The organism is Ruegeria sp. CH8 (genome assembly GCF_056536985.1).
The window spans coordinates 173,539-193,451 of sequence record NZ_JBQFQR010000009.1 but is presented as its reverse complement, the minus strand read 5'-3'; the positions used below and the strand labels follow the sequence as shown (position 1 = coordinate 193,451).

Genomic DNA, 19,913 nt, shown 5'->3' with positions numbered 1-19,913 from the left:
TCCCACCGTCACACTCCAATCCTGCCTGCTCGACAGAGAAGTGTGACACTTCTACTTTGCTAATATGGGACATTTTAACTTTGCTGCTTCACCTTAGAATGCATATAAGCTAAGTTATGGTGAAACTATCATGCAACCGACCACTTTGCAGATTGCTGCCGATCGACATTTGCGAGTTGATGGTTGCCTAATCCCAAGAGGCGAACCCGCGCCTGTTCATTGTAAGAAGTTTGATTTCCGTACACCAAGTGTGGTTGGCGACTTCCCGTTTGATCACAACTTTTGCATTTCGGCCCGGCGGCTCTCCAAAAGCCTGTTGCTGTATTGAAATCTTCTGTGACGGGTGCCTTCTTCGATGGAAACGGGCTTGCAAGTCTATTCGGGTATCCAACTGAACCACCCGGGTCGTGCGACTTTGTCCACCGAGCCCTATTTAGCGTATTTAGGTTTGGAGCTTGAGCCACAAAGCTGGCCGGACGCGTTGAACACCCCCCTCTTTTCCAAGCGTGATCTTGCAGGCCGGGGCGCTTTACCGCCACGTATCCCGGCTTAGCTTCAGCAAAACGGCAATCCACGGCGGTTGACCGAATGGGTCCGATCCATCATCCTGAACCGTAACAGGCTGGCCCGGCGCATTTATTTCCACGTTGCGGTCAATTATTCTTGGCAAGGTTCGCAACATGCCCGATGCATCGCAGAAGCAATATGTGCTGGATACGCATCGGTTGCGCGACCCTGAGCAGACTTTGCAGATCGTCAAACCGTTGTTGAAAAGCATGGGCATCACCCGGATCGCAAACCTGACCGGGCTTGATCGCATCGGATTGCCCACGGTGATGGTTGCGCGGCCCAACTCCCGCTCGGTTGCGGTGTCGCTCGGCAAGGGGCTGTCTTTGCGCGCTGCCGAGGCCTCGGGCGTGATGGAAGCAATCGAATCCTGGCACGCCGAAAGAGTGCAGTTGCCACAACGTTTGGCCAGATATGCCGAGCTTACCGAAGAAGCCGCTGTAGTCGACGTGACCGGCCTACCGCAAGTGACCGGAGGGCGCTTTGATCCGCATGGCAATATGCTGTGGGTTCAAGGGCGCGATCTGGGCACAGGTGATCCATGCTGGGTCCCGCTTGAGATGGTTGACACCGACTATACTAGCGCGCCGGTCGGCGGTCAGGCGGCCTTTCCCCGCACCACCAACGGTCTGGCGTCGGGCAACAACCTGATCGAGGCCAGCTGCCACGCCATTTGCGAGCTGATCGAACGGGATGCCACAACTCTGTGGCACTACCAGCCGGGGTTACCGCGTCTTGATTCGGACAGTGTCGATGATCCACGCTGCCGGCAAGCCATTGCAATGATCGCCGATGCGGGGCTGGAGGTTGGGCTTTGGAACACAACATCGGACGTCGGCATCGCCAGTTTTCGCTGCATGATCTGCGAAGATGGCGGACAACCCGGTCATATCGGCATCGGGGATGGGTGCCACCCGGACCGCGCCATCGCCTTGCTCCGCGCCCTGACCGAGGCGGCGCAGACACGGCTGACCTATATCTCGGGCGCGCGGGATGATCTGGACCCCGAGGAGTTCACCGATCAGGCGAAAATGGAACGCGGGCGCTATGTGCGCGATTTGATTGACGCCACTGCGACATATCAAAGTTTTGGCGACTGCCCATCGCATGTAACCAACTCCTTTGACGAGGATCTGGACTTGCTGTTGCAGCGGCTAGATGCTGTGGGCATCCCGCAAGTGGTGACGGTTGACCTGTCGCGGCCCGAGTATGACATCGCGGTGGTCCGGGCCGTCATTCCCGGGCTTGAGGCTCCGCATGACGAACCGGATTACATTCCCGGACCCCGGGCACAGCGCATCAGGGAAGGTTTGACATGACGGCGGTGGTTTTTGTGGGTCCGACTCTGGCACCGGAGGCGATCACGGATCATCTGGACACCACGATCCTTCCCCCGGTCCGGCAGGGTGACGTGTATCGCGTCGTACGCGACAAACCGACCGCCATAGGCATCATCGACGGATATTTCGAAGGTGTGCCCTCGGTCTGGCACAAGGAAATCCTGTGGGCGATCGAACAGGGCATTCCGGTTTTCGGCAGCGCCAGCATGGGCGCCCTACGCGCGGCAGAACTGGCCGAATTCGGAATGATCGGTGTTGGGGGCATCTTCGAGGACTACCGCGACGGTATCCTGCAAGACGACGACGAAGTCGCGGTGCAGCACAGCCCTGAGGAATTGGGCTTCCAACCGCTGAGTGAGCCGATGGTATCGATCCGCACAACCGTGGCACAGGCCCGGAACGCCGAGGTTTTGCCGCCGGATACGGCCACCGAAGTGCTGCGCTGCGCCAAGGCGATGCACTACCGTCATCGTATCTGGTCGGATATCCTTGGGGCACTGCAAGACCTGCCGGGTATCGCCGAATTCGCGGATTGGTTGCCGACGGGCCGCATCGACGCCAAGGCTCGGGATGCCGTCGCCATGCTGGAGCGAATGTCGGAATATTTTGCCGGAATCCCCCTGCCCCCTTCAGACGTTGCGCGAACCGAGCCCACCCTGATGTGGAAGGCGTTGCGTGCACGGGTCGATGCCGGGAACCCTGCCGCCGACCGCAGAGTGATCGACGAACTGCGGCTACGGCCTGAACTCTACGCGACATTGCGGGACCGTGCAGTTCTGGCTCTGCTCGCGCGCGAGGAGGCCTCGAGACAGGATCGCCACCCCGAACGCGCGGAACTGGTCCGGCAGATGGAGGATCACCGGGCCAATGCTGGCCTGTCGCGGCGCGCCGATCTGATGGCGTGGATTGAAGCGAATGATCTTAACCCCGAGGGCTATGAGACGATGCTGGCAGATGCCGCCCGGATCGAAGCCGCAACGACGTCGCGGGCGGACCGTCTGGACCTGCAAATTCTGTCGGAACTGCGTCGCTCGGATCAATACACCGGGCTGCGGGATCGGGCCGCCAACAAGGCGGAACAGGCCAATCCGACGGGCACATCCGGCGTGGATCGGTTGCGGGTCCTGATGTGGTACTTTGAATCTCGTCTTGACCAGACAATGCCGGATGATCTTGACTCTTATGCAGTGGCGCTGGGTTTGGCCGGGCGCGATATGTTTTACGACCTGATAGAAGCCGAATTTTTGTATTGCCACAGAGGTGCCGACACCGGAGCCGCCGAATAAAGAGCTTCCGGATTTAACCGGGTACCACACGGGAGGGCGTTTAGTGAACTTACCCGAACAGATCGAAGAAGAACCCGGGACTCGGTTTCTGTTGTACCCGCAGTCTCCGTTTCTGGAACCCAATGCCCAACTGGAACTGGTTGAGGTTTCCGCGCCACAAGGCAGCCTCGGGCCCGGACCGTCCGGGCCACGCATGTATACGGTTAACCCGGTGGGAAAAACCACGCCGTATGGCGCGATTGTTCCGGGTCCGAACGGGCCGGGCATGTACCTGCCGCCATGGGACGGCTATGTTCAGCCGCCCGCCATGCCGGACGAGTTTGGCAACTTCATCCATATCGATCCTACCGATCCCGCGTTTGAAGCCGCGCATCTGTTTGGTTCGGCCCATTTCACTATGGATGTCTGGCAGGGCTATTTTGACCGCCCGATCCCGTGGCATTTTGCCCGCGATTTCGACCGGCTGGAATTGTCGCTGCTGCCCAGTCTGGACAATGCACATATCGGCTGGGGGTTTTTGGAAACCGGCGGCACCCATGAACATGGCAACGAATACCGCCCCTACAGTCTGAATTTCGATGTGGTCGCTCATGAGATTGGCCACGCCATTATCTACAGCGTGATCGGGATGCCGTCCGACGGAGATGCCTCGGGCGAGTACTACGGATTTCATGAGTCCGCGGCTGATCTGGTCGCTTTGCTGGCTTCGCTACACTTCGGCTCGGTAATCGATGATTTGCTGGAGAACACGCGGGGGAACCTCTATACCTTCAATCGCCTTAGCCGATTTGCCGAACTGTCGGAGAATGCGCAGATCAGGCTTGCTACCAATAACCGGTCCTTGTCGGAATTCGCTGGTGGCTGGTCCAGCGAACATGCGCTGTCCGAACCGCTGACCGGAGCGATGTTCGACGTTTTTGTCGATATTTATCACGAGCGTTTGCTGGTGCATCACCTGATCTCGGCAGAAGAGGAGAACCTGTCAGATCAGTTGGAAGGCTCGCCCGACTACAGCCGCGTGATGCAGGGTATTTTCAACAAGCGATACGCCGAGAACCCCGAAGGCTTCCGCATCGCCCTGCTTGAGGCGCGCGATTTTCTGGGCACCTATCTGGCGGACGCGTGGGAGATGCTGGATGCCGATATGCTCAGCTATTTCGGGGTGGAAAAGGCCCTGCTGGCCGTAGATCAAGAGATCACAGGCGGCGCCTTTCGAAACATCATTGAGGGCAACTTTCGGATGCGGGATATCGGGTTGACCACTGCGGGGCCACGCCTGCCTGATCCCAACGAAGACAGCCATTCAAATTCGGTCCGCACACGGGCACCGGGTTAGCGCCCAAAATCCTTTATTTTTGAATGGTTTTGTGGCATGCAGTCGTAGGATGATTGTTGAAACCAATTTGCTCGGACTCAACGTTCGAGTTCATTTATAGGGGGAGATGGGGTTCTGACTTCGTCAATCCCGTATTTTGGGGGAGAATAGTATGTCTGAATCCTTGCTCAGTTTCTCAGAAGTGTTGTTGTTTGGGCGCACAGTAGACGATCTTCAGATCGTTAAAAAAGGAATTGAATCGACGGTGCAACTAGCCACCACCGAGAAGATCGATGACTTTAACGACATTGAAAAGGAAATCGACGGAGAAGACGTTCAAGATGATGATTTGATACTCGTACGAAAAAACAAAGCCAGTCAGAATGGTGTTTATAAGGTCAGTCCAGCAGGTGGAAACAAGAAAAAGCTGGAGGCCCGAATGGAAATTCCCAAAGACGGTCTTGTTGCAGTAGAAAAGGGTGTTGAATTCGCAAGCTCAATATGGCGCCAGAAAAAGACGCCTCCCAAACAATCGTTCAAGCAAGCCAACTTGCGCGGTGAAGGTCGAAATAATCTGCTGGATTCTCAACTGGATTTGTCGGCCCAATTCGCACGGATTTATGGATTTGCCTATGAGGGCACGTACTACGAGCTTCCGGAACCGACAGTCTTTTTAGTTCATGGGGACGGAGAGCCTGCGGCTGCAGCAAGTGGAACGTTTTCGCGTCCGCCACTGGATCCTTCAAAAAGCGGCGTCGCATCGGCGGATTATCAGGTTTCAGACGACATACACGTCTGGAATTATGACAAGGCCGATTATTCGATCCGCATGGATGTGATGACCGGGATGTTCGAACAGGTTCTGCTGGATCTCTATTTCGGCGATGACAGCCCAGCGATTAGCGGCGCCCGCGTGAGCGGGGCCAGAGTCAGTGGTGCTCGTGTTAGCGGGGCCAGAGTCAGTGGAGCACGCGTAAGCGGAGCCAGAGTCAGTGGAGCACGTGCGCGGGGATCGGAAGACTGACGCGCGATACCCGTATCAAGCTTCGTATCGGAACAATTATGCGAAAGGCCCTGGATGAGCAGGGCCTTTTTCGTTCAGAACCCAGCCTTTTTCAGACCCTCAAGGAAATGATGAGTGTCTTCTTCTATCTTGTCCGGCTGGACAGTCCCCCAACGGGCCATTGAAAAATTCGGGTGTGCGGCCCGATGCTTGTCGGCGATCTGACGGGCAAGGTCGATTTGGCCAAGCTGAGCATAGCTTGCCGCCAGCAAACGTTGCCCTTCGGTGGGGTTGTTCATCTTATTGACGGTGTCAATGGCGTCCTCGTAGCGTCTGAGATTGTAATACGCCCCACCCAGATGCCAAAGGTATTGGTCCGGGAAATATGGGTTCAACCGCATCGCCTGTTGGATATGCGTGATTGCCGTTTCGTTCTCACCACAATGAGCTAATGCATCGGCGAAATCCGAATGCATGTCAGCATCATTGGGGTTTAACGCCAAGGCCCGCTTATAGGATTGCAGCGCCGCATCATGTTCCTTCCGGTACAAATGCACATACCCCAACTCCCCAAATCCACGGGCATCTGTGGGATCAAGCTCTATGGCTCGTTGGGCAAAGATCAGCGCCTGATCCAACGCAGTCGAGGGGTCTTCGCTCCAGGAATAACGCCAGTCGATGTTCAGTGTGCGAGACAAGGCCGCCGCTGCGCGTGCATAGCCTTCGTCCCGTTCCAGCGCTGACTCGTAGAAGTTCTGCGCCTTACGGTTGTCGTTCCGCGTGTATTTGAAAATGTGGTACTGACCCTGCAATACAGACCCATAGGCTTCAAGGTCAGCCGGGATCGCCTGAATCATGCGTTGTTTTTCGTGCGATTCAATCATCACCGCAGTTGCGGCCACGATGCATTCAGTTACTTCGTCGAGAATATCAAATATATCGTCTATCTTGCGATCAAACCGCTCGCCCCAGATGGTGCGTTCAGTCGTGGCATCGACCAGTTCAGCAGTAATCCGGATACGGCTGGCAGAGCGCCGCACACTGCCGCGCGCAATATAGCGTACATTCAGCTTTTGCGCGGCCTCTTTCGGCGGCATCCCTTGCGTTTTAAAGAAAAACGACGAATTTCGTGCAATCACGAACAGATTCCGGAATTTGGACAGGTTCATGATGATGTCGTCGGTCAGCCCTTCGGCGATCCAACTGTCTGACTCGTCGCCACCCTGACTGCTGAAAGGTAAAATTGCCACCGAGGGCGTGTCTGGACGTTCCAGAATGTCTCCGGGAAGGTCCGGGCGCATTGTTCCCGCCATGGTGGCGCCAGCGACTTCACTGCGGACGCAATAGGTCGAGACAGGGGACAGAATGTTCTTTAGCTGTTTGGGCCCGAGAAACTCATACCCGTAGCGCAAACGGTTGCAGACCTGATCGTACACGGCAGAGCTGACATAAACTCTTTCCGGCTCTGCAATTTCCTGAAGTCGGGCCGCGATATTCACGTTGTCACCGTGTATGCCGCGATCGTCGATCAGAATTTCGCCAAGATGAACACCAGCACGAAACTTGATTCGCTGATCATCGGTGCGCTTTTGATTATGCTGGCTGGCGATTCGATGCAGCTCCACACCAAACTCCACCGCGCTGGTCGCTGTGTCAAAAAGGGCCAGAATACCGTCGCCTCGCACCTCAACTACCCGACCGTGAAACGCAGCGCACGTCTCTTCAAGCTGAGTAATCAACGATTTCAGTGCGTTATATGTATCCAGTTCATTCTCGCTCATTAAGCGTGAATAGCCGACGACATCGGCAAACAAGACTGCGCCCAGCTTTTGCGTTATGGAAGGATTTGGACTTGTAGTGTTCACATTCAATACTCGTCTCGGGGGCTGCGTTTGAACCCTGTCGTTCTTTTATAGCAAGAAGTGCATTTGCTTTCCGAAAGCAAATTCACACCCCGTTACTCACACTCTCCAACCTGCGGTGGCCAGGACCAACCTGAGACGCCACCCGACCCGAAAGTAACAAGTGTGCTCGGGTCAAGCTCTTTTGCAAGTATTGGGCGTCGAACCAACCAATCCTGCTTAAGAACACCAACGACGATCATGTCGTGGAATTCTCCATCCGCGTACCAGGCCTGCCTCATTGTCCCCTCGACCTGACACCCCAGTCTTTCCACAAGATCGCGGCTTATGTGATTATCGTCGCGATAATACGAGGTAAGTCGGTTCAAGCCAAGCTGCCGAAACGCGAAATCTGCCAGCAGGGCTGTCGCCCTGACAGCGAGACCCAGTCTTCGTGCAGATTTTTCAACAAACATTGCGACAACGGCGTCCCGATTGACTGACGATATACCCTCGAGGCCAGCGAGGCCCAGAAGTTGCCCGCTGTCTGATTCAACAACAAACCAACACTTGTGGTCGCTGCCAGATACGCAGAAAACATCGCTCCAAGCTTCTTCGGTTTGCGTCATGTTAAACGGAATGCGTAGCTTACGGTCAAATCGTGCGAGGTCTTCAATATCCTGAAACCAGGGGCTAATGACTTCCAGATCCGCCTTTTCCAGAGGACGCAGCTTAAAAATGCTGTTGGATTTGTCTGGCAATGAATCAACTACCTTTAATTGAAAACAGAAAAAACACTTCCCGGACCCTAACACACTTGATCAGCAAATACGAATTGAGAAAACATCGGGCCCGGCAAATATGTTCCGTCACGGTTCGCGCGACTGGCCGACACAAAAGAAAAACCGGCCCGCTTGAAACAAGCAGACCGGTTCTTCGCGAGTGGTGTGGTAGTTAATCGTACAGAACGGCCGAAATTTTCGGATCGTCCATGTTTGAAGCATCGTAGTAGTAGAAACCCGTGTCGATCAGGGCTGGAACCTCTTCGCCGTTCAAAGCAGATACAGCCGCTTTGACGGTTTCATAGCCGATCCCAACTGGGTTCTGGGTAATGGCACCAGCCATCAGCCCGCTCTTGATCGCATCTTTCTGGGCTTTGCCGCTGTCATAACCAATGATGACCAGCCCTTCGGTGCCCAGTTCCTGCACGCCGTTCACCACGCCGATGGCTGAGCCTTCGTTGGTGCCGAAGATGCCGCTCAGATCCGGATTTGCGGTCAGGATGGCCTTGGTGACTTCAGTCGATTTCAGGTGGTCGCCCTGCCCGTATTGAACGGTCACAACCTCGATCTCCGGGTATTTCTCGGCGATGCGGTTCACGAACCCGTCACGGCGATCGATGCCAGTGCGGCTGGTCTGGTCATGCGCGACCACGGCGACCTTGCCTTTGCCGCCCAACATTTCGGCCATCTTGTCTGCGGCCAGACCTGCAGCCGCCAGGTTGTCAGTGGTTGCCGTGGACACAGGGATATCGCTATCGACGCCGCTGTCGAAGGCGATAATTGGAATGCCCTTTTCATCGGCCTGCTTCAGCAGTGGGATGGCGGCCTGGCTGTCCAACGCGGCAAAGCCGATGGCCTTGGGGTTGTTGGCCAGTGCTGCGGCCAGCATGTCGATCTGGCGGTCAACCATGGTCTCGTTGTCGGGGCCTTCAAATGTGATGGTCACGCCATATTCGTCCGCTGCCTGCTCGGCTCCGGATTTCACCGCCTGCCAGAACTGGTGTTGGAAGCCTTTGGACACCAGCGGGATGTAGATATCCTCGGCCGCAGCCATCGAGGCCGGGGCTGCAAGGGTGGCGGCACTCAGCGCCCCCAGAATGAAACGACGTGTTAACATGTTATTCTCCTCCTTGTTGGTCGTTTGTATGTTTGATCAGCCGGTTTTCTTGCGCCGGGCCATGTCGGCATAGACGGCCAGAATGATGATTGCGCCGGTCACGACGGTTTGCCATTCCTGCGCCACCGACAACACGCGCAACCCGTTGGTCAAAACGGCCATGATCAGCGCTCCGATCAGCGTTCCCAGGATTGTGCCGCGCCCACCGGACAGGGATGTCCCGCCAATCACCACGGCCGCGATGGCCTCAAGTTCATACCCCAGACCCAACGCTGGCTGCGCCGAATTCAGGCGCGACGCGATAAGGATACCGGCGATTCCGCAGATAGCTCCGGCCAGTGCATAGATGCGCATTTTCCACATGTCGGTGTTCACACCGGACAGGCGCACGGCCTCTTCGTTCGATCCCAGCGCAAAGGTGTAGCGCCCCAAAACCGTGCGCCCCAGAATGTACGAGGCCGCGATAGCCACCAGAAACAGGATCAGCACGCCGTTGGGGATGGGCAGTGCCGGGAAGACCTCTCCGATCAGCGATCCGCGCGAGATCTGATCAAAGCCCGGTGTGTCGTTGAAATAGATCGGTCGGGTGCCCGAGATCACAAGTGACAGCCCCTTGAGGATCAGCATCATGCCGAGCGTGGCGATGAAGGGCGGGATTTTCATCTTGGCGACGAAGGTGCCCGAGCACAGCCCGCAGAGCGCACCCGCCCCAATGGCCGCCGCAACACCCAGCAACAACGGCAATCCCAGATAGGTAAGCACCACACCCGCGATCACCGCGCAGAACGTCATCAGCGTGCCCAACGACAGATCAATCCCTCCGGTGATAATGATCAAAGTCGCCGCCACTGCCAGCACCCCGTTGACCGAGGTGGCTTGCAGAATGGCGATCATGTTCGAGGTTTGCATGAAATTGGGCGACGCGATCGAGAACCCGATCAGCAAGGCGATCAAACTGGCAAACGCCAGCAGCTTTTGATAGGCGCCGCTTTCCGACAGACCCGCGAGGGGTTTCTTTTTGTCGATATCCGTGGCTGTGGTCATTGCACTGTCCCTGTTACCTGCATTGCCGCCGCCCGTTGCGTGGCCAGATGCATGATGTCTTCTTGAGTTGTGTCTTTCCCGCCGGGCAGAATGCCGGTCAGCCGGCCCTCGCACATGACGGCGATGCGGTGGCTGAGGCGCATGATCTCGGGCAGTTCCGACGAGATCACGATGATCGTCTTGCCCTGCTCGGCCAGTTCTTCGAGCAGCTTGTAAATCTCGGACTTTGCGCCCACGTCGATGCCACGCGTAGGTTCGTCAAAGATCAGAATATCGCAGTCGCGCAGGAGCCATTTTGCAATAACGACCTTCTGCTGATTGCCGCCAGACAACAGCCGAACCTCTTGCACATCCGAGGGGGTACGTATGCCGAGCTGCTTGATATAGCTTTTGGCGGTGGTGCTGATTTCAGCGTCGTTCAGAACACCACCTGTCGCAGTGAACAAGTCCATCGAGGCCAGCGCGATATTATCCCGCACGTTCATACCCGTGGCCAGGCCAAAGTGCTTGCGGTCTTCCGACAGATACCCGATCCCCGCGCGCACTGCATCTTTGGGCGACTTGATCGACACCGGTTTTCCGTGGACGTGGATTTCTCCGCTTTCCTTGGGGTCGGCCCCGAAAATGGCACGCGCAACTTCGGTGCGCCCTGCCCCCATCAACCCGGCAAAGCCCAAAATCTCGCCCTTCTGAACCGAAAAACTAACGTCGTGGATGTCTTTGCCCCGCGTCAGGTTCGACACCTGCAACGACACCTCAGCATCACCCAGATCGGGCACGTCCAGAGGTTCCTCGTTCACTTCGCGCCCCACCATCATCGCGATGATCTGGCTGATCGGTGTGTCCGCGGCGTCCACTGTGCCGACATACTCTCCGTCACGCATAACGGTGACGCGGTCGGCGATTTGCTTCAGTTCATCCATCTTGTGGCTGATATAGACGATGCCCACACCCTCGGCCTTGAGGCGGCGGATGATCACAAACAGTTCGGCAATCTCTGCATCGTTCAAGGCCGCCGTGGGTTCGTCCATGATCAGAACCTTGGATCGATAGGACAGCGCCTTGGCGATCTCGACCATCTGCTGTTTCGCAATCGTCAGGCTGCCAACCAGTGTTTTCGGGTCCAGCGACAGGTTCATTGAGGCGAAAATCTCGGCGGTTTGAGCATTCAACGCGGCCTCATCTAATCGCCCAAAGCTCTTGCGGGGTTCGCGGCCTATAAAGATGTTTTGCGCAACGGTCAGGTCGTTCATCAGGCTCAGTTCCTGATGGATGATGCCGATCCCCAGATCCTGCGCCTCGCGCGGGGTGGTGGGGCTGACCGATTTGCCTTCGATCACCAGATCACCGCCATCGCGCTGATAAATTCCCGACAGGATCTTCATCAGCGTGCTTTTCCCGGCGCCGTTCTCGCCCATCAGTGCGTGAACCTCGCCCGGGAACAGATCGAACTGCACGGATTTCAGCGCGTGCACCCCAGGGAAGTGTTTGTCGATCCCCGTCATGTCGACCAGTTTTGTCATTCTTCCTCCCATATCGCCCCTCTCCTTTAGGGCTACGCGGGTTACATCACCGCGCCGATTTGCCAGGGGACGAATTCGACGCCCCCAAAGCCAAGGTCCTCACTTTTGGTTTTCTCACCGGATGCGACCCGGATCAGGATTTCGAACAGTTCTTCGCCCTTGGCTTCGATACTGATCCCGTCGGTGACGATGTCGCCGCAGTTCAGGTCCATGTCATCGGCCATGCGCGCGTACATTTCAGAGTTCGTCGCCAGCTTGATACAGGGCGTTGGCTGATAGCCTGAGACCGAGCCGCGGCCCGTGGTGAACACAATCAGGTTTGCGCCCGAGGCCACCTGCCCCGTGACCGAGCACGGATCGAAACCGGGGCTGTCCATGAAAACAAAGCCCTTTTTGTCGATCATCTCGCCAAATTTATAGACGTCTCGCATCGGCGCGGTGCCGCCTTTGGCCACGGCGCCCAGCGATTTCTCCAAAATGGTGGTCAGCCCGCCGCGCTTGTTACCGGGGCTGGGGTTGTTGTCCATCTCTCCGCCATTTCGGGCGGTGTAGTCTTCCCACCAGTGAATACGGTCGATCAGTTTTTGACCCACTTCGGGCGTTTCGGCGCGCCGGGTCAAAAGATGCTCGGCCCCATAGACTTCAGACGTTTCCGACAGGATTGTCGTCCCGCCGTGCCGAACCAGAAGGTCCGAGGCATATCCCAACGCCGGGTTGGCAGTGATCCCCGAGTACCCGTCGGATCCCCCACATTGCATCCCGACCGTGATCGCGCTGAGCGGGGCTGGTGAACGTGTCGTTTGATTGGCCAACTCCGCGATGCCGCGCAATTCTCCCAAACCGCGCTCTATGGTCCGGCGGGTGCCGCCCTCATTCTGAATGGTCATGTAGCGCAGGACGCCGTCCTGCCGGATCGGGCGACCGCCGACCAGATCGGCCACTTGCATGACCTCGCAGCCCAATCCGATCAGCAGAATGCCCGCAAAATTCGGGTGTTGGGCATATCCGGCCAAAGTGCGGAACAAGGTTGCATAGCCCTCGTCCTTGCCTGACATGCCGCAGCCAGTGCCGTGCACGATCGGAACTACCCCGTCGACATTAGGGAACTCTTCCAGAATGCCAGACTTCTGGGCGGCTTCAGCAATGAATCGCGCCACCGAGCCGGAACAATTCACCGTCGTCAGAATGCCAATATAGTTTCGTGTGCCTACTTTCCCGTCTGAGCGGAGGAAGCCTTGGAAGGTGCGCGCTTCGTTTATTTCCGGCAGCGACACATTCGCGCTTGCATGCGCATAGTCTTGTTGGTGCGCGCCCATTCCAAGGTTGTGTACGTGGACATGCTCGCCCAGAGCGATGTCCGCTTTTGCCTGCCCGATGATCTGCCCGTACCGAATGACATTTTCACCCGATGGGATCGGAGCGGTGGCGATCTTGTGCCCCCGCGCAATTGCTTCGACTAGTGGAACGGAAAGGCCAAACGGCTGTTCGCCAGCCTGTAAATCTCGCAACGCGATCACGACATTGTCATCTGGGTTCAGTCTGACCGTGTCGCGAGTCGCTGCCTGAGAGGCCTTATTTTTCTGGTCTGCTTGCATCCCGTCCCCGCTTGCTTGCTCAAATTGCTAAACGGCAATCACGCACTTGTCAACTAACATGTTAGTATGATAGATCATCCTTATGACTAAGCCACAAGACATCGACGCGCAGTTTTTGCGCGATATTGCGTCGGATGAGGGCTCGCTGGCGCAGCGGGTTTATCAGGCGATCAAGCAGGCCATTCTTTCACTGGACTTTCCGCCTGGTGCGACACTCAGAAAGGCGCCGATCTGCGAACGGCTGGGCGTGTCGCGCGCGCCTGTGACCGAGGCGATTGCCCGGCTGGCTGCCGAAGGGCTGGTAGATGTCGTGCCGCAGTCAGGAACACGAGTATCCTACTTCTCGATGCCGGAAATCCGCGAGGGCATGTTCCTTCGTGAGGCGTTGGAACTCGCAACTGTTGCCAAGGTTGCTCGGGACTTGACGGAAGACCAACGCAAGAAACTCAGCCGAAATATGCGCATGCAAGAGCTGATGATCGAGGATGAAGATATTCCCGGCTTCTATCAGGCTGATGAGGAATTCCACGCCTTACTGATGCAATTCACGGGCTTCAAACGTCTGGGCGACGTAGCGCAGACCGTATCCCTGCAAGTTAGTCGGGCTCGGATGCTGTTGCTGCCAACGCCGGGGCGCATCATGGAAACTCTGGAAGAACACCGCGCCATTTACGCTGCCATTCTGGAACGTAACGAGCAGACAGCTCAAGCTGCCATGCGGCACCACTTGGGGCAGCTTATGCCGCGGATTGAGGTGCTGATTCAGGAGCAACCGCACCTTTTTAACCTCTCTACTCAGCCAGCACGGGAAGCAGGATGACCGTTTCGCAAACCGAACTATTGAATCACCGCACCGCACGGCCTGTGCCATTAACTCGAATGGGTTTTGGTGGCGCGCCACTGGGAAATCTCTATCGCAAAGTCCCGGATGAGGACGCGCAGGCAGCCTTGCAGGCGGCCTTTGACGCGGGCATTCGGTTCTTCGACACCGCCCCGCAATATGGCCTCGGCCGGTCCGAGCATCGATTTGGCGAAGCGATTGCCCGCTTTGGACGTGAGAACATCCAACTGTCGACCAAAATCGGTCGCCTGTTGCTGGATTGCGAACCACATGAGGTGACACCCGAGGCTTTTGTGGACGTGCCGCAAAAACGGATCGTGTTCGACTACACCTATGACGGTGTGATGCGCTCTTACGAAGCAAGCCGGGAACGGATCGGCGTCGCCAATGCCGATATACTGTTGGTGCACGATGTTTGCGTCTTCAGTCAGGGCAGTCAGGAAATGTCTGACGCCAAAGTGCGCGAGCTGTTCGATGGCGGCGGCTACAAGGCGTTGACTGAATTGCGGGATGCCGGTGAGGTCGCGGCGATCGGTGCTGGTGTGAATGAATGGCAAGTCTGCGAGAAACTGCTGGGACTTGGCGATTTCGACGCGTTTCTGCTGGCAGGCAGATATACGCTGCTGGAACAAGAGGCATTGGACAGTTTCCTGCCGCTTTGTGAAGAACGCGATGTTGGGATCATTCTGGGCGGGCCGTATAACTCAGGCATTCTTGCGACCGGGGCTGTGCCTAGCGCCAAATATAACTACGCCGATGCGCCAGAGGACATTCTGGATCGGGTGCGCAAAATCGAGGCGGTTTGCACCGCGCATGATACGCCGCTGATCGCGGCGGCCTTGCAGTTCGTTCTGGGCCATCCTTGCGTCAAAACCGTAATCCCCGGCGCGGTCAGTGCTGCAGAAGTGCAGTCCAATGTCGCCTTGCTTGATCGAAATATCCCGGTCGGGCTGTGGTCTGATCTGCGGTCCGAAGGCCTGATCCGCCCTGATGCGCCTCTGCCTGCCGAGGCCGCCAATGCTGCGTAACATCGATCCGATCCTTTCGCCTGAACTGCTACTCACACTGCGGGCCATGGGTCACGGGGATGAGATTGTCATCGCGGACGCGAATTTTCCGGGCTCCAGTACAGGACCGAAGTGCATCCGCGCTGATGGGTCTTCAGCCAGCGAAATACTGCGGGCGGTGCTGTCCGTCATGCCGCTGGACACATTCGTGCCTGACCCGGCACTGACCATGCAGGTGGTCGGTGACCCGGACGCTGTTCCCGAAGCCGTGGCCGACTTTCAGTCCGTCATCGATGCCACGGCTGACAATCCTGCCCGCATTCAGGGGCTGGAGCGATTTGCCTTCTATGACCGTTCTGCCAGTGCATTTGCCATCGTCCAGACAGGTGAGCGGCGACTGTACGGCAACATCATCCTCAAGAAGGGCGTCATTGGATGAGGATCGACGCACATCAGCACTTCTGGGCTTTGGCACGGGGTGATTATGGCTGGCTGACGACGGAACTTGCCGTGATCTACCGAGATTTCACACCCGATGATCTGGCGCCCCTTATCAAGGCCGCAGGGATCGAAGGTACGGTTTTGGTGCAGGCCGCCCCAACGATCGCCGAGACGGAATATATGCTGTCTCTGGCCGATCAGACGCCGTTTATCAAAGGCGTTGTCGGCTGGGTCGATTTCGAGGCCGTCGATGCGCCCGCGCAGATTGAGGCGCTGTCCGCGCACCCGGCTCTGGTCGGGTTGCGACCGATGATTCAAGACATTCCAGAACCGAACTGGATGCTGGGGGACGCACTGACACCAGCGTTCAAAGCAGTCCAGCGCCATGATCTGACTTTTGATGCCCTGACACTGCCGCAACATCTTGCACCGTTGCGTCAACTTCTGGCGCATCACCCGCAGATGCGCGTTGTGATTGATCATGGATCAAAACCGCTGATCCGGGATGGAGTGATCTCAGGATGGGCAGAAGACATGGCCGCACTTGCCCGCGAAACCGACGCTTGGTGCAAGCTGTCTGGGCTGGTCACCGAAGCCGCGCCGGATTGGACGACCGATGACCTGCGTCCCTATGTCGACCACTTGCTGGACACCTTCGGCCCATCCCGCCTGATCTGGGGAAGCGACTGGCCGGTCTGTACATTGGCCAGCAGTTATCAGCGCTGGCTGGACACCACCGACGAACTGCTGAGCGCGCTGACCGAAACCGAACGAAAAGCGGTGCTGGGGGGCAATGCCGCCCGGGCCTATAACCTCAGGGACTAAAATGACATTTCCAAATCTGGATACTGGCGGGCTGTGGCTGGGACGTGTGGAGCGTGAGGGTATTGGTCCATGCGTCGTGACCTTCCGCGACGGGCAACTGCTTAATATCACGTCCAAAGAAGCACCGACCGTGCGCGATATCTTGGAACGCGATGACGCTGCCGACTACACACGCTCAGCACCGGGTGAGGCCTTGGGTCCGCTGGACGCCGAGCACCAGTGGCTGGCCCCATGCGATCTGCAGGCGGTGAAGGCCTGCGGTGTTACCTTCGCGGGCTCCATGGTTGAGCGTGTGATCGAAGAGCAAGCCGCCGGTGACCCGGCCAAAGCCGACGCGATCCGCACCCGTATTGGCGCCCGCATCGGCGACAGCCTGACCAATATCGTGCCGGGGTCTGACGCGGCCGAACGAGTGAAAGAGGCACTGATCACCGAGGGCCTGTGGAGCCAGTATCTGGAGGTCGGAATCGGCCCCGATGCCGAGGTGTTCTCGAAGGCGCAGGTGCTGTCTTCGGTGGGGTTTGGCGCGGATGTTGGCCTGCACCCGATCTCAACCTGGAATAATCCCGAACCTGAGGTGGTTCTGGCCGTCAGTTCACAAGGTCAGATCAAGGGCGCAACGCTGGGCAATGACGTCAACCTGCGCGATGTTGAGGGGCGCTCAGCCCTGCTGCTTAGCAAGGCCAAGGACAACAACGCCTCGTGCGCGATCGGGCCGATGATCCGGCTGTTCGATGAAAGTTTCACGCTGGATGACGTACGCGCCGCAGAGCTGACGCTGACCGTGACCGGGTCTGATGACTTTGAGATGCAAGGCCATTCCTCGATGGCGCAGATCAGCCGTGATCCGGTCGATTTGGTGGCCCAGACAATTGGTCGGCATCACCAGTATCCCGATGGCATTATGCTATTTCTCGGAACCCTCTTTGCACCAACCCAGGATCGCGATACTCCGGGGGGTGGGTTCACTCATAAACTGGGTGATATCGTCACGATTTCAAACGATAAGCTGGGTGCGCTGACCAACACGGTGCGCCTGTCGACCGAATGCCCGGAATGGAAATTCGGGGCGTCTCATCTGATGCGAAACCTCGCCCGGCGCGGGCTGATTTAAGGAAGAATTGAACATGTTGACCGGAAAGCACCTGATCGCGGGCGAATGGGTCGGGACCGAGGCCACTTTCGCATCGGACCCAGCACACGGGCCGAGCCATGATTTTGCCGTGGGGACTCCTGCGCATGTGGACACCGCCGTTCAGGCGGCGGAAGAAGCCTTTGCCACATTCGGCTGGTCCACCCGGACAGAGCGCGCTGCGCTGCTGCGGAAAATTGCAGATGAGATTGACGCACGCGGCGACGCGATCACCGAAATCGGATGTCAGGAAACCGGCCTGCCCGAGGCGCGGCTGCAAGGTGAGCGAGGCAGGACTGTTGGCCAATTGCGCCTGTTCGCAGATCACATCGAAACCGGTGCGTATCTGGACCATCGCCACGACCCAGCCTTGCCGGACCGAGCGCCCTTACCTCGTCCTGACCTGCAGATGATCCAGCGACCTTTGGGCCCGGTCGCAGTGTTTGGAGCGTCGAACTTTCCGCTGGCGTTCTCGGTCGCGGGTGGGGATACAGCGGCAGCCTTGGCTGCGGGCTGTCCCGTTGTTGTCAAAGGCCACCCGGCTCATCCCGGTACCGGTGAGATCGTGGCACAAGCGATTGACGCTGCGATCAAGGCGACCGGCACCCCCGCGGGCACGTTCTCGTTGATCCAAAGCGATGGGATCGGGGTCGGAACCGCTCTGGCGCAGCACCCTTTGATCCGAGCAGTCGGGTTCACCGGATCATTACGTGCCGGTCGCGCGCTATTCGACATCTGTGCGCAACGCCCCGAACCTATCCCGTTCTTTGGTGAGCTGGGCTCGGTCAACCCGATGTTCGTTCTGCCCAAAGCCGCTGCAGCCCGCGGCGCCGAGATCGGCACCGGCTGGGCCGGTTCCCTGACCATGGGTGCAGGTCAGTTCTGCACCAATCCCGGCATTGCCATCGTAGTTGACGGACCGGATGCGGATGCCCTGCAGGCGGCGGCGCAGTCCGCTTTGGACGAGACAGCAGAGCAGACCATGCTGACCAGCGGAATTTCAGACGCGTATCGCAAGGGAGTGGCACAATTCGCCGAGGGTGCCGGAGTTTCTCAGATTGTTAGCAAAGCCAGCGCGCCCCGCAGCGCAGCGCCAAACCTGTTTGTCGTCTCGGGCGACAATTGGCTGGCTGATGACAGCCTGCACGAAGAGGTCTTTGGCCCCACCGGCATCATCGTGCGCGCCCGGGACGTTGATCAGATGACCGATATCGCTCGCGCAATTGAAGGCCAGCTGACTTGCACCCTGCATATGGACGCCGAGGATGCGGACACCGCGCGCAAACTGGTGCCCGTGCTGGAACGCAAGGCCGGACGGCTGCTGGCCAACGGCTTCCCTACCGGTGTCGAGGTCTGCGACAGCATGGTGCATGGTGGCCCCTACCCTGCCTCAACCAATTTCGGCGCGACCTCGGTCGGCACCCTGTCGATCCGGCGTTTTTTGCGACCGGTTTGCTATCAGAACCTGCCCGTGGATCTTCTGCCCGAACAAGTGTGAGAAACCTGATGACTTCCTCAAACCGTTTATCCGGCAAAACAGCTCTGATTACCGCTGCAGGCCAAGGGATCGGGCGCGCCTCGGTCGAGCTTTTTGCAACCGAAGGCGCGCAAGTCATTGCGTGCGATATCAATGAGGCGTCGCTGTCCGAATTGGCGAAAATCCCCGATGTTCAAACCCTGAAACTGGACGTCACGGATGCTGATGCCGTTCAGGCTGCTACGGCGGAGTTGCCGCCGTTGGACGTGTTGTTCAACTGCGCGGGCTATGTTGCGGGCGGGTCAATTCTGGAATGCGAAGAGAAGGACTGGGACTTCAGCTTTGATCTGAACGTCAAAGCCATGTACCGGCTAATCCGCCTGACCCTGCCTGCGATGCTGGAAAACGGCGGTGGATCAATCATCAACATGTCGTCAGTCGCGTCATCTCTGAAAGGTGTACCGAACCGGTTCGCCTATTGTGCCTCCAAAGCGGCGGTGATCGGTTTGACCAAGTCGGTGGCCGCAGATTTCGTGACCCAAGGAATTCGCTGCAACGCAATCTGCCCTGGCACGGTCGACAGCCCCAGCCTGCATGACCGGCTGCGCGCCACTGGCGACTACGAACAGGCCATGACGGATTTCATCGCGCGTCAACCGATGGGCCGGATCGGAACCGCCGAGGAAGTGGCCAAACTTGCGCTGTATCTGGCGAGCGACGCCAGCAATTATACCACGGGTCAGCCCTTTGCCATCGATGGCGGCTGGACCATCTGAG

17 protein-coding genes are annotated in these 19,913 nt (G+C 57.7%); 11 read left to right on the top strand and 6 right to left on the bottom strand.

The window, feature by feature from the left end:
• The first annotated feature begins 680 nt into the window (after window positions 1-680).
• The 4 genes from ACR0ER_RS12610 to ACR0ER_RS12595 all read left to right on the top strand — a co-directional run bounded on the left by ACR0ER_RS12610 (window position 681) and on the right by ACR0ER_RS12595 (window position 5,532).
• Window positions 681-1,886 carry a YcaO-like family protein gene (locus tag ACR0ER_RS12610; RefSeq protein WP_480769228.1) on the top strand — a complete coding sequence of 402 codons (1,206 nt, stop codon included), beginning with the start codon at window positions 681-683 and terminating at the stop codon, window positions 1,884-1,886.
• Window positions 1,883-3,193 carry a TfuA-like protein gene (locus ACR0ER_RS12605; protein WP_480769227.1) on the top strand — a complete coding sequence of 437 codons (1,311 nt, stop codon included), beginning with the start codon at window positions 1,883-1,885 and terminating at the stop codon, window positions 3,191-3,193. The genes ACR0ER_RS12610 and ACR0ER_RS12605 overlap by 4 nt, the downstream gene beginning before the upstream one ends.
• 43 nt (window positions 3,194-3,236) lie before the next feature.
• Window positions 3,237-4,529 (top strand): gluzincin family metallopeptidase, encoded by a 1,293-nt coding sequence (locus ACR0ER_RS12600; protein ID WP_480769226.1) that lies wholly within the window; start codon window positions 3,237-3,239, stop codon window positions 4,527-4,529.
• Window positions 4,530-4,680: 151 nt separating this feature from the next.
• A complete protein-coding gene (locus tag ACR0ER_RS12595) occupies window positions 4,681-5,532 on the top strand; it encodes a hypothetical protein (protein WP_480769225.1) in 852 nt (283 codons plus the stop codon).
• Between the two features lie 74 nt (window positions 5,533-5,606).
• Here ACR0ER_RS12595 and ACR0ER_RS12590 read toward each other — a convergent pair whose 3' ends face one another.
• From ACR0ER_RS12590 to ACR0ER_RS12565, 6 genes are all read right to left on the bottom strand, one after another.
• Complete coding sequence (locus ACR0ER_RS12590) at window positions 5,607-7,376, bottom strand: adenylate/guanylate cyclase domain-containing protein (RefSeq protein WP_480769224.1); 1,770 nt, start codon at window positions 7,374-7,376, stop codon at window positions 5,607-5,609.
• A gap of 92 nt (window positions 7,377-7,468) precedes the next feature.
• Entirely contained in the window at window positions 7,469-8,113 is a 645-nt protein-coding gene (locus ACR0ER_RS12585; RefSeq protein WP_480769223.1) for a GNAT family N-acetyltransferase, read from the bottom strand.
• Between the two features lie 193 nt (window positions 8,114-8,306).
• Window positions 8,307-9,251: a substrate-binding domain-containing protein gene (locus ACR0ER_RS12580; protein WP_480769222.1), complete on the bottom strand. Its 945-nt coding sequence runs from the start codon at window positions 9,249-9,251 to the stop codon at window positions 8,307-8,309.
• A gap of 36 nt (window positions 9,252-9,287) precedes the next feature.
• Entirely contained in the window at window positions 9,288-10,295 is a 1,008-nt protein-coding gene (locus tag ACR0ER_RS12575; protein ID WP_480769221.1) for an ABC transporter permease, read from the bottom strand.
• Entirely contained in the window at window positions 10,292-11,818 is a 1,527-nt protein-coding gene (locus ACR0ER_RS12570) for a sugar ABC transporter ATP-binding protein (protein WP_480769220.1), read from the bottom strand. The genes ACR0ER_RS12575 and ACR0ER_RS12570 overlap by 4 nt, the downstream gene beginning before the upstream one ends.
• A 41-nt stretch (window positions 11,819-11,859) precedes the next feature.
• On the bottom strand, window positions 11,860-13,413 hold the full coding sequence (locus ACR0ER_RS12565; RefSeq protein ID WP_480769219.1) for a UxaA family hydrolase: 1,554 nt from the start codon (window positions 13,411-13,413) through the stop codon (window positions 11,860-11,862).
• Between the two features lie 82 nt (window positions 13,414-13,495).
• On the opposite strand from ACR0ER_RS12565, the gene ACR0ER_RS12560 reads away from it, so the two are divergent.
• Genes ACR0ER_RS12560 through ACR0ER_RS12530 form a run of 7 tightly spaced genes read left to right on the top strand, consistent with a single transcriptional unit; the run spans window position 13,496 to window position 19,912 of the window.
• A complete protein-coding gene (locus ACR0ER_RS12560) occupies window positions 13,496-14,233 on the top strand; it encodes a GntR family transcriptional regulator (RefSeq protein WP_480769218.1) in 738 nt (245 codons plus the stop codon).
• The gene (locus ACR0ER_RS12555; protein WP_480769217.1) at window positions 14,230-15,282 is read left to right on the top strand and encodes an aldo/keto reductase; all 1,053 of its coding nucleotides are present in this window, start codon (window positions 14,230-14,232) and stop codon (window positions 15,280-15,282) included. The genes ACR0ER_RS12560 and ACR0ER_RS12555 overlap by 4 nt, the downstream gene beginning before the upstream one ends.
• Window positions 15,272-15,700: an RbsD/FucU family protein gene (locus tag ACR0ER_RS12550; RefSeq protein WP_480769216.1), complete on the top strand. Its 429-nt coding sequence runs from the start codon at window positions 15,272-15,274 to the stop codon at window positions 15,698-15,700. Before ACR0ER_RS12555 ends, ACR0ER_RS12550 begins: the two co-directional genes overlap by 11 nt.
• Window positions 15,697-16,527 carry an amidohydrolase family protein gene (locus tag ACR0ER_RS12545; RefSeq protein ID WP_480769215.1) on the top strand — a complete coding sequence of 277 codons (831 nt, stop codon included), beginning with the start codon at window positions 15,697-15,699 and terminating at the stop codon, window positions 16,525-16,527. The genes ACR0ER_RS12550 and ACR0ER_RS12545 overlap by 4 nt, the downstream gene beginning before the upstream one ends.
• A 1-nt stretch (window position 16,528) precedes the next feature.
• Window positions 16,529-17,641, top strand: a complete 1,113-nt coding sequence (locus ACR0ER_RS12540; protein WP_480769214.1) for a fumarylacetoacetate hydrolase family protein — start codon at window positions 16,529-16,531, stop codon at window positions 17,639-17,641.
• A gap of 13 nt (window positions 17,642-17,654) precedes the next feature.
• Complete coding sequence (locus ACR0ER_RS12535) at window positions 17,655-19,157, top strand: aldehyde dehydrogenase (NADP(+)) (RefSeq protein WP_480769213.1); 1,503 nt, start codon at window positions 17,655-17,657, stop codon at window positions 19,155-19,157.
• Window positions 19,158-19,165: 8 nt separating this feature from the next.
• A complete protein-coding gene (locus tag ACR0ER_RS12530; RefSeq protein WP_480769212.1) occupies window positions 19,166-19,912 on the top strand; it encodes an SDR family oxidoreductase in 747 nt (248 codons plus the stop codon).
• Window position 19,913: the final 1 nt, after the last annotated feature.

What these genes read in the sequence shown, in the direction of transcription:
- ACR0ER_RS12610 (WP_480769228.1), top strand. Translation starts at nt 681, where the DNA reads ATGCCCGATGCATCGCAGAAGCAATATGTGCTGGATACGCATCGGTTG.
- ACR0ER_RS12605 (WP_480769227.1), top strand. Translation starts at nt 1,883, where the DNA reads ATGACGGCGGTGGTTTTTGTGGGTCCGACTCTGGCACCGGAGGCGATC.
- ACR0ER_RS12595 (WP_480769225.1), top strand. Translation starts at nt 4,681, where the DNA reads ATGTCTGAATCCTTGCTCAGTTTCTCAGAAGTGTTGTTGTTTGGGCGC.
- ACR0ER_RS12580 (WP_480769222.1), bottom strand. Translation starts at nt 9,251, where the DNA reads ATGTTAACACGTCGTTTCATTCTGGGGGCGCTGAGTGCCGCCACCCTT.
- ACR0ER_RS12575 (WP_480769221.1), bottom strand. Translation starts at nt 10,295, where the DNA reads ATGACCACAGCCACGGATATCGACAAAAAGAAACCCCTCGCGGGTCTG.
- ACR0ER_RS12570 (WP_480769220.1), bottom strand. Translation starts at nt 11,818, where the DNA reads ATGACAAAACTGGTCGACATGACGGGGATCGACAAACACTTCCCTGGG.
- ACR0ER_RS12565 (WP_480769219.1), bottom strand. Translation starts at nt 13,413, where the DNA reads ATGCAAGCAGACCAGAAAAATAAGGCCTCTCAGGCAGCGACTCGCGAC.
- ACR0ER_RS12560 (WP_480769218.1), top strand. Translation starts at nt 13,496, where the DNA reads ATGACTAAGCCACAAGACATCGACGCGCAGTTTTTGCGCGATATTGCG.
- ACR0ER_RS12555 (WP_480769217.1), top strand. Translation starts at nt 14,230, where the DNA reads ATGACCGTTTCGCAAACCGAACTATTGAATCACCGCACCGCACGGCCT.
- ACR0ER_RS12550 (WP_480769216.1), top strand. Translation starts at nt 15,272, where the DNA reads ATGCTGCGTAACATCGATCCGATCCTTTCGCCTGAACTGCTACTCACA.
- ACR0ER_RS12545 (WP_480769215.1), top strand. Translation starts at nt 15,697, where the DNA reads ATGAGGATCGACGCACATCAGCACTTCTGGGCTTTGGCACGGGGTGAT.
- ACR0ER_RS12540 (WP_480769214.1), top strand. Translation starts at nt 16,529, where the DNA reads ATGACATTTCCAAATCTGGATACTGGCGGGCTGTGGCTGGGACGTGTG.
- ACR0ER_RS12535 (WP_480769213.1), top strand. Translation starts at nt 17,655, where the DNA reads ATGTTGACCGGAAAGCACCTGATCGCGGGCGAATGGGTCGGGACCGAG.
- ACR0ER_RS12530 (WP_480769212.1), top strand. Translation starts at nt 19,166, where the DNA reads ATGACTTCCTCAAACCGTTTATCCGGCAAAACAGCTCTGATTACCGCT.